Annotated in this window: 10 protein-coding genes; 5 read left to right on the top strand and 5 right to left on the bottom strand. The window is 67.8% G+C overall.

The window, feature by feature from the left end; all coding sequences use genetic code 11:
• Nucleotides 1-4 precede the first annotated feature (4 nt).
• Genes tsaE through addA form a run of 4 tightly spaced genes read left to right on the top strand, consistent with a single transcriptional unit; the run spans nucleotide 5 to nucleotide 8,845 of the window.
• Nucleotides 5-1,495, top strand: a complete 1,491-nt coding sequence (tsaE, locus tag ALII_RS0115675; RefSeq protein WP_024588178.1) for a tRNA (adenosine(37)-N6)-threonylcarbamoyltransferase complex ATPase subunit type 1 TsaE — start codon at nucleotides 5-7, stop codon at nucleotides 1,493-1,495.
• Nucleotides 1,492-2,220, top strand: coding sequence for a nucleotidyltransferase family protein (locus ALII_RS0115670; protein ID WP_024588177.1), 729 nt, complete (start codon nucleotides 1,492-1,494; stop codon nucleotides 2,218-2,220). The genes tsaE and ALII_RS0115670 overlap by 4 nt, the downstream gene beginning before the upstream one ends.
• Nucleotides 2,217-5,321, top strand: a complete 3,105-nt coding sequence (gene addB, locus ALII_RS0115665; protein ID WP_024588176.1) for a double-strand break repair protein AddB — start codon at nucleotides 2,217-2,219, stop codon at nucleotides 5,319-5,321. The genes ALII_RS0115670 and addB overlap by 4 nt, the downstream gene beginning before the upstream one ends.
• Nucleotides 5,318-8,845, top strand: a complete 3,528-nt coding sequence (gene addA / locus ALII_RS0115660; protein ID WP_029660614.1) for a double-strand break repair helicase AddA — start codon at nucleotides 5,318-5,320, stop codon at nucleotides 8,843-8,845. Before addB ends, addA begins: the two co-directional genes overlap by 4 nt.
• On the opposite strand, the gene ALII_RS0115655 is transcribed toward addA, so the two are convergent.
• Genes ALII_RS0115655 through ALII_RS0115640 form a run of 4 tightly spaced genes read right to left on the bottom strand, consistent with a single transcriptional unit; the run spans nucleotide 8,842 to nucleotide 12,745 of the window.
• Nucleotides 8,842-9,666: a RibD family protein gene (locus tag ALII_RS0115655; protein WP_244437443.1), complete on the bottom strand. Its 825-nt coding sequence runs from the start codon at nucleotides 9,664-9,666 to the stop codon at nucleotides 8,842-8,844. The two genes, addA and ALII_RS0115655, sit on opposite strands and share 4 nt — an antisense overlap.
• A complete protein-coding gene (locus tag ALII_RS0115650; protein ID WP_024588175.1) occupies nucleotides 9,653-11,281 on the bottom strand; it encodes a hypothetical protein in 1,629 nt (542 codons plus the stop codon). Before ALII_RS0115650 ends, ALII_RS0115655 begins: the two co-directional genes overlap by 14 nt.
• On the bottom strand, nucleotides 11,259-12,002 hold the full coding sequence (locus tag ALII_RS0115645; protein ID WP_024588174.1) for an FkbM family methyltransferase: 744 nt from the start codon (nucleotides 12,000-12,002) through the stop codon (nucleotides 11,259-11,261). Before ALII_RS0115645 ends, ALII_RS0115650 begins: the two co-directional genes overlap by 23 nt.
• Nucleotides 11,999-12,745 carry a CDP-alcohol phosphatidyltransferase family protein gene (locus tag ALII_RS0115640; protein ID WP_081719015.1) on the bottom strand — a complete coding sequence of 249 codons (747 nt, stop codon included), beginning with the start codon at nucleotides 12,743-12,745 and terminating at the stop codon, nucleotides 11,999-12,001. Before ALII_RS0115640 ends, ALII_RS0115645 begins: the two co-directional genes overlap by 4 nt.
• A 126-nt stretch (nucleotides 12,746-12,871) precedes the next feature.
• On the opposite strand from ALII_RS0115640, the gene ALII_RS0115635 reads away from it, so the two are divergent.
• Nucleotides 12,872-13,417 carry a cytochrome b gene (locus ALII_RS0115635; protein WP_024588172.1) on the top strand — a complete coding sequence of 182 codons (546 nt, stop codon included), beginning with the start codon at nucleotides 12,872-12,874 and terminating at the stop codon, nucleotides 13,415-13,417.
• Here ALII_RS0115635 and ALII_RS0115630 read toward each other — a convergent pair.
• Nucleotides 13,389-14,615 (bottom strand): FAD-dependent oxidoreductase, encoded by a 1,227-nt coding sequence (locus ALII_RS0115630; protein ID WP_024588171.1) that lies wholly within the window; start codon nucleotides 14,613-14,615, stop codon nucleotides 13,389-13,391. The two genes, ALII_RS0115635 and ALII_RS0115630, sit on opposite strands and share 29 nt — an antisense overlap.
• Nucleotides 14,616-14,619 lie beyond the last annotated feature (4 nt).

The following is a 14,619-nucleotide window of genomic DNA, read 5'->3' as shown; positions in this document are numbered from 1 at the left end:
CTTCATGGTCGATCGCCTGCTCGCCGACGAAGCCGCCACGCGCGAGGCCGGCAACGACATCGCCGCTGCCCTGAAGCCGGGCGATGTCCTGGCGCTGCATGGCGATCTCGGCGCCGGCAAGACGACGCTGGCGCGGGCGATCATCCGCTCGCTTGCCGGCGATCCCGAACTGGAAGTGCCGAGCCCGACCTTCACGCTCGTCCAGGCATATCCGGGCCGTCTTCCGGTCGCTCATTTCGATCTCTACCGCATCGGCGACCCCGACGAGATGCGCGAGCTCGGGCTTGACGAGGCGCTGGTGGAGGGCGCGGCGCTCGTGGAATGGCCTGACAAGGCGGGCGTTTACCTTCCCGAAACCACGATTCACGTGAAACTTTCGGAAGAAGGCTCGGGCAGGCGGCTGATCATCGACGGCCCCGACGCGGCGGTGGCGCGGTTCGACCGGACGTTCGCCATCCGCCGGTTTCTGGACGATTCGGGGCGTCGACACGCCCGGCGCGGCTATCTCGCGGGCGATGCCTCGGCGCGCTCCTACGAGACCATCGGCGGCGACGGCACGATCGAATTGCTGATGAACGCGCCGCGCCAGCCGGACGGCCCTCCGATCCGTGACGGCAAGCCCTACAGCCAGATCGCGCATCTGGCGGAATCCGTACTGCCTTTCGTGGCGATCGACGAGACGCTGCGCGCCCGGGGTTTTTGCGCGCCGCAGATCCGCGCGGCCGAACTTGATGCCGGCCTGCTCCTGATCGAGGATCTGGGCCGCGGCACGATCCTCGCGCCGGACGGCACGCCGATCGGCGAGCGCTACCGCGCGTCGGCTCAAATGCTGGCCGAATTGCATCGTCACGACTGGCCGCACGACATCGCGCTCGCGAGCGGCGGAACCTATCATGTGCCGGCTTACGACCGCGCCGCGATGGCGATCGAGACCGAGCTGCTGATCGACTGGTATCTGCCCTTTGCGGCCGGTCGGCCGGCCACCGATGACGAACGCGATGCGTTCCGCGCGGCTTGGCAGGCTCTTTTCGCTAGGCTCGACGAAGCGGAAATGGGCCTCGTCCTTCGCGACTTCCATTCGCCGAACATCATCTGGCGCGAAGGCGAGACGGGCACGGACCGGATCGGCATCATCGATTTCCAGGACGCGCTGATCGGGCCGACGGCCTATGATGTGGCATCTCTGGCGATGGATGCGCGCGTGTCGATTTCCGAGGAACTGGAAGCGGGCATCCGCAACGCCTATGTCGATGCGCGGGGCACGGATTTCGACCGCGCCGGGTTCGAGGAGGCCTATGCCATCATGGCGGCGCAGCGCAATTCCAAGATCGTCGGCATTTTCGTGCGGCTCGACGTGCGCGATGGCAAGCCGCAATATCTGAAGCACCTGCCGCGCATTCGAGATTATCTGGAGCGGGCGACGCGGCACCCGGCGATGGCCGAGCTGCGGGCGCTCTATCGCGCGATGCAGGTGCTGCCGGAAGGAGCGTCATGAACATCTCCGGCATGAAGGCGATGGTCCTGGCCGCCGGCCTCGGCACGCGAATGCGCCCGATCACCGACACGATCCCCAAGCCGCTGGTCAAGGTCGCCGGACGTACATTGCTCGATCGCGCGCTCGATGCGCTGGAAGAGGCCGGGGTCGGATCGGCGGTGGTCAACGTCCACCATCTGGGCGATCAGGTCGTCGCCCACTGCGCTGCCCGCGCGCATCCGCGGATTGTCGTTTCGGACGAACGGGAACGGCTGCTGGATTCGGCCGGCGGGATCGTCAAGGCGTTGCCGCTCTTGGGTTCGGCGCCGATCCTGCTCCTGAACGCAGACACGTTCTGGATCGACAGCGACCGGTCGAGCCTTGCTTCGCTCGCCGGCGGGTGGGACGCTTCGCGCATGGACATGCTGTTGATGCTCGTCCCGGTCGGGGACACGACCGGTCATGGAAGCAAGACGGACTTCGTGATCGATGCGGACGGACGCCTCGCGCGCGCCAAGGGCGATCCCACGGGGCTCGTCTATGCCGGTGCCGCGATCATCGATCCCGCGATCTTTGCCGGCGTCACACCTGAACCGCATTCGCTCAACCTCTATTTCGACCGGGCCATCGAGAAGGGTCGGCTCTACGGTCAGGTGATGGATGGTCACTGGATCACGGTCGGAACGCCCGGCGCGATCGGCGAAGCCGAGGCGGCGATCAGGATGCGGCAGCCGGCGCCGGCATGACGGGCACGCCGAACGTCCTGAACATTCCGGCCGCAGCGCCGTTTCTGGCGACCCTGATCGATGCCCTGCTGGATGGAAATTTGGTGGACGGCTTTCGTCATGACGGATCGCCGCTCGCTCTGGCCGATGTGACGATCTACGTGCCGACGCGGCGTGCCGCGCGCGAACTGCGGTCGAGCTTCGTTGATCGGCTCGGCGGCCAATCGGCGATCCTGCCGGTGATCCGGCCGCTCGGCGAATTCGAGGACGATGGCTGGCTTTCGGGCGAGGGGGCACTTTTCGACCTGCCGCCGCCGATCGAACCGCTGGAGCGCATAGTCCGGCTGGCGCCACTGGTGCAGGCCTGGAAGCGCCGGTTGCCGGCGCATCTGGCCGCGCTCTACGGCGAGGACCTTGCCATCCCGGCATCGCTCGCCGATGCGCTCTGGCTTGCACGCGACCTGTCGGCGCTGATCGACGAAATCGAGACGGAGGGTGGCGACTGGTCGCGCCTGTCCGAACTCGTGCCCGCCGATCTTGCCGGCTGGTGGCAGATCACGCTCGAATTCCTCCAGATCGTGACGAAGGCCTGGCCCGACTATCTTGAGGCCGTCGACCGCTCGAATCCGGCTCAATATCGCGATGCGCAGATCCGCGCCGAAGCACGACGCCTGGCCGCGCGTGCGAACCGGGGACCCGTGGTCGCCGCGGGCTCGACGGGCTCGATTCCGGCGACAGCCGAGCTTTTGCATGCGATCAGCCGCCTGCCGCAGGGCGCGGTCGTGCTGCCGGGGCTCGACCGGTCGATCGACGCCGCGAGCTGGGAGGCGATCGGCCGCGAGAACGCACCACCCTCGATCCATGGTCACCCGCAGACGGGACTGAAAAAGCTTCTTCAGCGCCTCGGCGTCGATCGACGCGAAGTCGTTGACATCGGCAGGGCGTCGCCTGGCCGGCAAGCGCGGATCGAACTGATCGGACAGGCGCTTCGCCCGGCCGAAACGACGGAAGCCTGGGCGCACGAGCGCGACATTCTCGATGCGGCGATGGCTGCGGGCGCGCTCGACGGCGTGACGCTGATCGAGGCGGCAAACGAGCGCGAGGAAGCGCTGGCGATCGCGATTGCGCTGCGCCTCGCGATCGATATGCCCGACCGCACGGCCGCCCTCGTGACGACCGACCGCGAACTCGCCCGCCGTGTCGCCAACGAGTTGCGCCGATTCGGCATCGTCGCCGACGATTCCGCCGGAACCCTTCTGTCGAATTCGCCTCCGGCGGTCCTGATGCGGATCGCGGTCGAGGCAGCATTGCGACCCGGAGACCCGGTCGGGCTTCTGTCCCTGCTCAAGCATCCGCTGCTTCATCTCGGGTGCCCGCGCGCCGTCGTGCGGCGTGCAGCCGAAATCATCGATCTCGTCGCGCTGCGCGGGGGCACCGGGCGACCGGACGTGGCCGTGATGGGCGTTGATTTCGCGGCCCGGCTGGCCGCCCACGATACGGCCTCGCGCCGTCCGTTCTGGCTTGGACGGCTGGGGAGCGAACGGCGCAGCGAAGCGACGGACATCGCACACAAGATCGCCGACGCCGTGCGCCCGCTGTCCGTGCTGCGCGACAGCGCCGAGATCGACCTCGCGCAGGCTCTGCGCGCCACGGTCGAGACGCTGGAAGCACTTGCGCGCGACGAAACCGGCCGGCTCGACCCCGTCTATGGCGGCGAGGCGGGCGGGCGCCTGGCCGATTTCCTGCGTGGTCTTGCCGGTCTCGACGGCGCGCTGACCTTCGCTCCCGACGAATGGCCCGACATTCTCGCGGCGCTGATTGCGGGCGAGACGGTCAAGCCGACGCCGGCCGGCGATCCGCGCGTGTCGATCTGGGGCCCGCTCGAAGCGCGCCTGCAAAGCGTCGACACGATGATCATCGGCGGACTGAACGAGGGAAGCTGGCCGCGCAAGGCCGAACCCGACCGCTTCATGTCGCGCATGATGAAATCGGGCCTCGACCTCGAACCGCCGGAGCGGCGGATCGGCCAGTCCGCGCATGATTTCACCATGGCGATGGCCAATGGCGAGGTCGTCCTGACCCGCTCGGCGCGCGCGGGAGAGGCGCCAGCGGTCGCCTCGCGCTGGCTGCAAAGGCTGATGACCTGCGCCGGGCCGGATGGCGCTGCGGCCATGCGCGGGCGTGGGCGCGAAATCCTGCTCTGGGCGCGGCTCCTGGACGAGCGGCCGGAGGTCGCCTTTGCCAGACGGCCGGAACCGAAGCCGCCCGTCGACTGGCGCCCGACACGGTTTTCGGTCACGCAGATCGAGACGCTCCGGCGCGACCCTTACGCGATCTATGCGGCCGAAATCCTCCGGCTGCAGCCTGTTGAACCCCTGCTGCGCGATCCCGGCGCCGCGGAGCGCGGAACGCTTTTCCACGACATCCTGCACGGATTTGCCGTCGCTGCGATCGATCCTTTTGCGGCGGATGCGACGGCGGAACTGCTGCGGATCGGCCGGGAGCAATTCGACAAGGTGGCGCTGCCGACCGACGTCGACGCCGTCTGGTGGCCGCGATTTGCGAAGATGGCAGGAAATTTCGTCGCGTGGGAACAGGAACGGCTCGGCGTGACGCGCCGGTTCGCCGAAGCGCGGGCGAGCGAAACGCCGATCGGCTCGACGGGCGCGACGCTGCGCGGCTTTGCCGACCGCATCGACCAACGACCGGCCGGAATGGCCGACATCGTCGACTTCAAGACGGGCTCGAACCCGTCGAAGGGACAGGCGCACACGCTGTTGGCGCCGCAGCTAGCGCTCGAAGCCGCGCTTCTGGCGCGTGGCGCGTTCAGCGACATCGGGCCGGCGACGCCGGCCGAACTCGCCTATGTCCGATTGAAGCCGAACGGCGAGGTCGACCACGACCCGATCCACGAATTCAAGAAAGAGATCAAGTCGGGACCGGAACTTGGCGAGGATGCGTGGCGCCGGCTCGAAGAGCTTGTGGCGCACTACCAGCGAGCCGAAGCCGGCTATCTGTCGCGCGCCCTCCCGTTCAAGGAAGGCGATGTCAGCGGCCGCTACGACCATCTCGCGCGCGTTCTCGAATGGTCCGCCGGCGGCGACGAGGGGGGCGAGGAATGAAATCGGACTTCATCGTTCCCGAGACGACGATCCGCGACCAGGCGCGCGCATCGGACCCGAAGAATTCGGCCTGGGTCTCCGCCAATGCCGGCTCGGGCAAGACGCACGTCCTGTCGCAACGTGTGATCCGGTTGCTGCTCGACGGCACCGACCCGTCGCGCATCCTGTGCCTGACCTATACGCGAGCGGCGGCGGCGAACATGTCGAACCGCGTCTTCGAGACGCTGAGTTCGTGGACCGCGCTGGACGATGCGACGCTCGCGGCGAAGATCGGCGACCTCGACCGGCGCCCGCCGACGCGCGAGCGGCTGGTTCGCGCGCGGCGGCTTTTCGCGGAGGCGCTGGAGACGCCGGGCGGCCTGAAGATCCAGACCATCCATGCCTTCTGCGAAGCGATCCTGCACCAGTTTCCGCTCGAAGCGAACGTCGCCGGGCATTTCGAGCTGCTCGACAACCAGATGGAAGCTGCGCTGATCGCCGAGGCGCGGCGCTCGATGATCGCGGGCGCGTCGGGCGGCAACGAGCCGGATCTGGCCGAAGCCTTCGCCGACATTCTGGACATCGGCGGTGAAGCGGGCCTCGAGGCGCTGCTGAGCGCCATCGTCCGTCGCCGTGACGATCTGCGCAGCTTCATCGCGCAAGTCGGCCCGGCACCCGAGAACCACGCGCCGCTTTTCGCCGCCTTCGGCTTCGACGGGCGCGAGACGGCCGACGACATTCTGGCGACCATCTGGCCGGACGGTCATTTCGGTCGGCCATTGGCCGAGCGCTTCGGCGACCAGGCGCTTGCGGCCGGGAAAGCCAAGGCGCAGCAATTCGCCGATGACCTTCTGGCCGCCTGCGATGCGGGTGACGCGGAAACGTGCCTGCGTGCCTTGCGCAAGACCTTCCTGACCAAGAAGGGACCGGTCTACGAGCCGCGCGCGACGAAGCAGATTCTTGCCAAGGGCGTGGCCGAGCATTTCGTCGGTTTCGACGAGGAATTCGCGCGCATGGCGGCGTCGGTGCAGGAGGCGCTCGACCGCGCGGCGCTGCTCGCCATGCTGAAGGCATCACGCTCCGCGCTGATCGTCGCCGACTGGCTGATCGCGCGCTACGAGCGGCTCAAGAGCGCGCGCGGATTTCTCGACTTCAACGACCTGATCCGGCGCACCGCCTCGCTGCTGGCACGCCAGGATGCGGGCGCGTGGGTGCACTACAAGCTCGACAAGGGCATCGACCACATCCTTCTCGACGAGGCGCAGGACACGAGCCCCGACCAATGGCGGGTGGTGAAGCGGCTTGCCGACGAGTTCTTCGCCGGCCAAGGAGCGCGCGATATCGAACGCACCGTGTTCGCGGTCGGTGACGAGAAGCAGTCCATCTACTCGTTCCAGGGCGCCGAGCCCGAGGCCTTCGCCGTATCGGGCCATGAATTCGCGCGGCATGTCGAGGCGGCCGAGCGCAGCTTCGAGCGCGTGCGGCTCAGCCATTCCTTCCGCTCGACGCAGGACGTGCTTTCGGCGGTCGATCTCGTCTTCGCGCGGCCTGAAACGCGCAAGGGCCTGACCCGCGACATCGAGGACATCGAGCACAGCGCCATCCGGACCGATGCGCCGGGACAGGTCGAGGTCTGGCCGTCGCTGGCGCCGCAGGATGTCGAGGCGCCCGACGACTGGACGCAGGCGATCGACCATACGTCGGCACCTGCGGCAAGGCTTGCCGAACTGATTGCGAGGACCGTGGCCGGCTGGCTGGCGCGGGGGGAGGCGATACCGGGCCGCAATCGCCGCATGACGGCAGGCGACGTGATGGTGCTGGTGCGCAAGCGCGGCAATTTCGTCCACGCGCTGTCGCGCGAACTGAAGAACCGGCACGTACCGGTCGCCGGCGCAGACCGGCTCGTCCTGGCCGATCACATCGCGGTGCAGGATCTGATGGCGATCGGTCGCTTCGCGCTCCAGCCGGAAGACGATCTTTCGCTTGCCGCGCTCTTGAAGAGCCCGATCTTCGGCATCTCCGAAGAAAAGCTCATGGCTCTCGCCCACCCTCGCAAGGGTTCGCTTTATGCCGCCGTTCGTGCGGAGGCCGAAGCCGACGTGGAACTGCGCCTCGTGCGCGACCAGTTGCAGGTCTGGCGCGACGAAGTCGGCTTCATGCCGGCCTTCGAGTTCTATGGCCGGGTGCTGGGTCGCGACGCGGCGCGCGCGCGGATCGTCGCCCGGCTTGGGCCGGAAGCCGGCGACGTCGTCGACGAGTTCCTGAGCTTCTGCCTCGCCGCCGAGCGCAGCGGCGCCGCCGGGCTCGAAGCCGTGCTGGCCCTTCTCGACGGGGGCGGGCCGGAGATCAAGCGCGAGATGGACCAGGCGCGCGGCGAGGTGCGGATCATGACCGCTCACGCCTCGAAGGGGTTGGAGGCGCCGGTGGTGTTCCTCGTCGACAGCGGCTCAGTGCCGTTTTCCGACAGCCATTTGCCGATTCTGATGCCCTTCGATCCGCCACGCGGCTCGTGGCAGGGCCAGGGTTTTCTCTGGCGCGTCGGTGGCGAGACCGGTAACGGCTTTTCCCGGCAGATCGCGGCGGTGGCGCGCGAGAAGGCCGAGGAGGAATATCGCCGGCTGCTTTATGTCGGCATGACGCGGGCGGAAGACCGGCTGATCGTCTGCGGCTATGAGGGCAAGCGCGCGCCGGCGGACCTGACCTGGCATGGCATGGTGAGCTCTGCACTGGCCGGATCGCCGCATTCGCGCCCGGAGCCGCACCCGGTGTCTGGCGAGGAGATCATCGTCTACCGTCAGACCCCGCGCCGGCCGCTGGTGGTGGAGGCCGCCGAAGCCGCGAACGAGCAGGTGACGCCGGTGCTGCCTGCCGCCCTGCATGGCAAATTGCCGCCTGCGTCGATCCTTCCGCGTCCTCTGGCCCCGTCAGGCGTCGGCGCCGTCATCGAGCCGGCCGGCGAAACGGTCGCGACGCGGGAATCGCCGATCTTTCAGGCCGGGACCGAACCGTCGCGGGCGCTTGAACGTGGCTCTGCAATCCACCGCCTGCTGCAGTCCCTGCCGGACGTGCCCGAAGACGAGCGCGCGCCTTCGGCACGGCGCTATCTGGAACGGTTGGGGCAGGGCTGGAGCGAAGCGGAGCGCGAGCAGATGTGGTCCGGGATCGCGGCGATCCTCTCCGACCCGGCCTTTGCCGGCGTGTTCGCCCCAGGCTCGCGGGCCGAAGTGTCGATCATGGGCCGCGTCACGGTCGGCGGCGCCGAGCGCGCTGTTTCCGGCAAGATCGACCGGCTGGTCGTCATCGGAGATGAGGTGCTGATCGTCGACTACAAGACCAACCGGCCTGCGCCGCGCACGCTCGCGGAGGTTCCGCCCGGCTATCTGGCGCAGCTTGCGCTTTATCGTGCCCTGCTGCGCCCGCTCTATCCTCAGCACGCCGTTCGAGCGGCGTTGCTCTTCACCGAAGCGCCGGTGCTCATCGACGTGCCCGAAGCCGTGATGGATGCCAGCCTTGCCGGCATTTCGGCCGACACCCGATCGGGCTAGGCCCTCAGGTCGCAGTCGACGACGATGTCGCTTGCGAGCCCGTAGACGAAGGTTTGCGGGCGCTTGGCCTGCGCGAGCAGAGAGACGGGGCTCGTCGTCAGGCCCGACGGTCCGGCGCCGATGATCAGCGGCGCGATGCCGACGTGAAGCCGGTCGATCAGATCGGCATCCATGAAGTGGCCGATCGTGATGCCCCCGCCTTCGATCATGATCCGCCGGAAGCCGCGATCGATCAGGCCGGCGATGATCGATACCGCATCGAGCCCCTCGGCGGACATGGCGACCTTCAGTGTTTCGACGCCGGCGGGCCGTTCCCGCTCGCAGGCCTGGACGACGAGGCAGCGCTCGCCTGCCATCACCGCGGCATCGTCCGCCAGTCGCCCGCGCGGGTCGATGACGACGCGTGCCGGGTTGTCGCCCTTGACGAGGCGGACGGTGAGCCGCGGATTGTCCTGGATGGCGGTGTTGGCGCCGACGATCACGCAATCGGCCAGTGCCCGGCAACGGTGCAGGTGCTTGAGCCCCTCGGGCCCGGACACATCGGCTGCATCGCCATCGACAGTGGCGACGCGGCCATCGAGCGACTGGCCGATCTGGGCAAAGACGAGCGGCCGGTCGCCCTGGCCGAGAAGTGGCGCGTAGAGGTCCCATCCGGCGCGCTCGGCCGGCGTCCAGGAATCGGATCGCTTCGGCTGGCCGCTTCTTCGGGCCGCAAGAAGCGCCTCCCAGACGCGGTCCGTAACCGTCGCGCCAGCGACGGGCATCGGCGTCTCGGCGCGACGGGCCGTTACCGGCTTTTCGATGCGTTCATGCTGGTTCATCGCTCTCCGTTTCCTCCTGCGCCGGCGCGTCGAATGCGTCGATGAAGCGCTTGCGGAACGTATCCATGCGCCAGACCGGAGCGCCGGGCCCTGGAACCGCTCCTTCGTCGAATGACCAACTTTCGATTGAATCCAATGTGGCGCGGTCGCCGATGAAGTGAACGGGGACGTCGCGATTTTCTTCGTCGCCGGAAACGAAGGTTGCGGGCTGGTGGTCGCCGAGGACGACGATCAGCGGCGCAGGTCGTTCCTGGCTCCTCCGTTCGATGAAGGAGGCGATCGTGCGAAGGGCATAGTCGATCGACAGGCCGAACTGCGTGCGTACGCGGTCGCGGTCGCGCCAGACCGTCTCTGGACTGTCGCCGGAGCGTGCCTGGTCGTTGAAGATCGTGCCGTCGCCGATCGCGTCCCAATCGACGAGTTGCGGGATCGGGGTCCATGGCGCGTGCGAGGAGATCAGCGCGATTTCGGCGAAGACGGGCAGGCGGGCGGGTTCGTCGAGCACGAGCCGTTCGAAGGCCGAGAGCGTGTACTGGTCGGGCATCGTGACCCAGTTGAAGGGCAGGCCGCGATAGCCGAGATCGTCTTTCGCAAGGATGCGGTCATAGCCGAAATAGCTGCCCTCCGGCCATGCCATGGTGATGGCCGGCATGATTGCGACGCTCTGCCAGCCCGAGTCGGATGCGAGCGCCATCAGCGACCTGCGCGAACTGGCGAGCATGGCGCGATAGCGGCCCTGGCTGTCGATCCACAGGCCCGAAAGGACGCTGGCATGGGCAAGCCAGCTCTGGCCGCCGACCATGGGAGCCGTCATATACGCCGACCGGATTTCCATCCCGGCGCGTTCGGCGCCCTGTTCGAGTTCGGCGAGCGCCGACTTCGTCGAAGCGGCGTAGAGGGGATTTTCGAGCGTCGAGCGGCCGTAGGACTCGACGAAGACGAGGAACACGTCGCGCCCCGCGAGCCCCCGCAGGAGCGGTCGGTCGTCAGCGACGTCGTCCGAGCGCGCCTCGACTTCGAGCGCGGCGATCTGCTCCTGCGCGGAACGTGCGGCGCTGACATGGGTGGCAAGAAGGTTGCTCGTCGCCGTCGAGGCGCGACCCGTCAGGGCAAGGGCGGCCGCGAAGATGAGGAGGATGGCGAGCATCGGAACGGTGCGCCGCGCCGAAAGGCGGGCAAAGACGCCGGTTGCCCACCAGATCGCGGCGATGACGGCCGCAAGGGCAAGCGTACCGCCAAGAAGATAGAGCACCGCCGCGAACGTCCCGCTGGTTCCCGAGGCCAGCATCCATCCTGCGTGGAGCAGCGGCAGGTCATAGGCAAAGTTGAACGGCCGGTTGAGCGAGGCGTAGAGGCCGAGATCGGCACATTTGACGAGGATCGCGATGCCGAGCAGTCCGGTGAAGATCACCCGCAGGGCCGGCATGACGCTGCTGTTGCGCGGCAGGGCGGCAAGAAGCCCGGCAATCAGGGCGAGTTCGACCGGAAACCGGGCCATGCCGGCCAGAACGGCATCCTGCGGCCGTGCCGGCATAGCCAGGATCGCGAAGACGAGCGCGCAGGCGGCCGCGACCGCCAGAAGGCGCGGCCGCTCAGCCTGCCGCGCGGCGCGCATAGACGTCTCCTGAACGACCTTCGTGAACTGCCGCAGCAACCCGGAGGCGGATGTCCGCCGCATCGACCCAGGAGGGCGACAGGAACCTCAGCTTCTCGCCGGTCATCAGGTTGAATTCGTAGGTGCCGAGGCTCTCGAGCCTGGCGATGCAGGCCTCCGCGACATCGGCCATCGATGGCAGGAATTCGAAGGCGAGTGCCGGCACCGGCCGCGACAGTCCGGCAAGGACCTGATCCTCGAAACCCTCGACATCGATCTTGATGAAGGCAGGTTCGCCATGCTCCGCGATCAGCGCATCGAGGGTGATCATCTCGATCGGCGCCGTCTCGTCCCAGATCACGGCATCGAAGCCCGGATCGCCCTTGACGGCGCGGTCGATATCCCCGCGCAGCGAGGACACGGTGGGATGCAGGCTGGAAACGGACATCGACGAGCGGCCGACATGCGGGCCGACTGCGAGCGGCAGGACGGTGATGTCCGCAGGAAGGGTATGCTTGAGGAAGCGGTAGAAGAGCGGTTGCGGCTCGAGCGTGATCACTTTGGCGCCGGTGCGGCGAAGCGCTCGCGAGCGGTTGCCGACATGTCCGCCAATGTCGAAGGTGACGTCTCCGGGACCGGCGAACTGGCGGTAAAATCGCCCGGTGCGGCCGATCCGGTGCGGCCGCGAGTAGTAGATGATCAGCGACCGCGCCAGCCCGGCGGCGCTGCGAAGGCCGCTCATGAATCCACCGGCCGGCGCAGGAGATGGAGAGTGTCGACGGCGAACGACCAGGCGAGGAGGACGAGCGCCCCGGCCGCGATCCAGACCGAATGGGGAGGCTGGACCTGCGGCAGGAGGAGCAGGCCGAGTGCTGCGATCTGGATCACGCAGACGGCCTTTCGCCGCATGGAGTCGGGCAGCGGAGCCTCAAGCTTCGGCGTCAGCCGGCCGGCAAAGAAGAAGGCGTATCGCATCGCGCCGATCAGCAGCACCCACGCTCCGGCCTTGTCGTTGGTGAAGGCGAGCGCGGACAGGACGAGGACGAACAGCGCGTCGATCTCGAGATCGAACCGGGCGCCGAAGGTGGAGGAAAGCCCGGTGCGTCGCGCCAGCCAGCCGTCGACGCCGTCAAGCGCTAGGATAACGAAGGCGAGCCCGCCGATCAGGAACGCGGCATCGCCGCTGGGCGCCGGCGCGAACAGGGTCGCGGCGACGAGCGCGACGAGCCCGGCGCGAAACAGCGTCACGATATTTGCGGGGCCGAATGCCTCGTGTGGATGGCTGGCGGTGATGCGGGTGATGATGCAGGCGGCCACGACGAGGTAAAGCACGATGCTCGCCGCGCCCCAGCCGAGGCCGAGCGCGTCGAGCCCCATGGCGGCCAGCGCCGTCGCCGCGCCGATCGCCTGAACCCAAAGCCCGGCTCGTGCCGCCAGACCATGCGGCAACCCAACTCGCGCAATTCGGGTCGAACTGGTCGTCATCGCTTGCTCCTAGCCTGCAAGTATGGCGCGTGCTTTGCCGGCTGCAAGCCCACCCTTCGCTCTAGACCTTTGACTTTGCTCAACTCTGCGTCATTCTCTTGGCGTCCAACTGGATGAGATACGACGATGGGCTACGATCGGATGTCCCGCATCCTGCATTGGCTGACCGCGCTGATCGTTCTGGCGATGATCCCCGTCGGCCTGGTGATGACCAATGTCGATGATCGGGCCGTTCAGGACCCGCTCTTCCTCTTCCACAAGAATGCCGGGGCGTTGCTGCTCGTGCTTCTCGCAGTGCGGCTGGTCTGGCGCGCAACTCACCGCGCGCCACCCTTGCCCGACAGCCTGCCGGCGATCCAGAAGTTCGCAGCCCGCGCGACGCATGCCGCGCTCTACCTGCTGCTGATCGTCATGGCGGTGAGCGGCTATGTGCGGGTTCGGGCCGGGGGCTTCCCGGTCGAACTGTTGGACGCGATCGGCGTGCCGAGTTTCGTGCCGCGCGACGATGCGCTGGCGCAAACGGCCAAGTCGATCCACGCCCGCGCCAAGTTCGGCATCGGCCTTCTCATCGCGCTCCATGTCGGCGCGGCGACCTATCATGGCCTCGTTCGCCGCGATGGCGTCTTCTCGCGGATGTGGCCGCCTACGGCTTCGGCTGAGCGAGTTCCTTGAGGCGCTGCGCGCCCGCGGCGATGTCCGCTTCGCTCGGCGAGACGCCGGCCGCCAGCAGCCGCCGCGCGATCATGTGGTCGGCAGCGCGGTTGATCGAATCGACCGCGAGCAGCCTCGGCCCTGAAAAATGCCAGACGGAGAACGCGTTCTCTTCGGGGTCTCCGGACGTGACGAACCGGTCGGCATCGAAGGATAGACCGGCCGTCTGCAGCTTGATGTCGCCCTGGTCCGACCAGAACCACGGCACGTCGCGATAGGCACCCGCCTTGTCGGTGATGGTGCGCGCGGCGTGCTTGGCCTGATCGCTGGCGTTTTGCACGGATTCAAGCCGCACCGGACGTGCCGCATGCCAATGATGGAAGCTGGCAGCGTCGCCAAGCGCGAGAATGCGCGGATCGGCGGTGCGCAGTGCCTCGTCCACGACGATGCCGTTGGCGATTTCGAGCCCGGCCTCCGCTGCAAGCTCGACATTCGGCACGACGCCCGTGCCGAGAATCACCAGATCGGCCGCAACATGCGAGCCATCGGCGAGCCGCACGGCCGTCACATGGCCGTTCGATCCCTCGATGCCGGCGACGCCGGTGTCGACTCGCAAGTCGATGCCAGCCTGCCGGGCGCGTGCGTCGGCATAGGCCGAGATCGCCGGCGCCACCGAACGGCCGAGAACGCGCGGCGCCATTTCGAGGAGCGCCACCTTCTTGCCGAGGCCGGCGAGCGTGTGGGCAATCTCCATGCCGATGAAGCCGCCGCCGACCACCACGGCCGACTGCGCAGCCTCGGTCGCCTGACGGATGCGGCCGGCATCCGCGAAGTTGCGCAGCGCGAAGACGCCGTCGAGCGCGAGGCCATCGAGAGGCGGCAGGCGCGGACGGGCGCCGGTGGCCAGGATGATGTGCGAGAAAGGCAGCGACGTGCCGTCGTCCAATGCAACGGTCGAGGCCGCTCGGTCGATCGCAGCGACGCGGCGGCCGAAGACGAGATCGACCTCATTGTCGCGATAAAAGCTTTCCGGCCGCAGCATCTGCGATCCGCCTTCGGGCGTCTTCAGGAAGGTCTTCGAGAGCGGGGGCTTGTGGTAGGGCAGTTCCGTCTCGTCATTGACGAGCGCGATACGACCGGAATACCCCTCCTGCCGAAGGCTTGCCGCGGCCTGCGACCCGCCATGCCCGGCACCGACGATGATGACCCGATCTTCCACGCGC

The organism is Aliihoeflea sp. 2WW, from assembly GCF_000497755.1.
Lineage (GTDB): Bacteria > Pseudomonadota > Alphaproteobacteria > Rhizobiales > Rhizobiaceae > Aliihoeflea.
The sequence above is the reverse complement of the archived record's forward strand: the minus strand, read 5'-3'. Positions and strand labels throughout refer to the sequence as shown.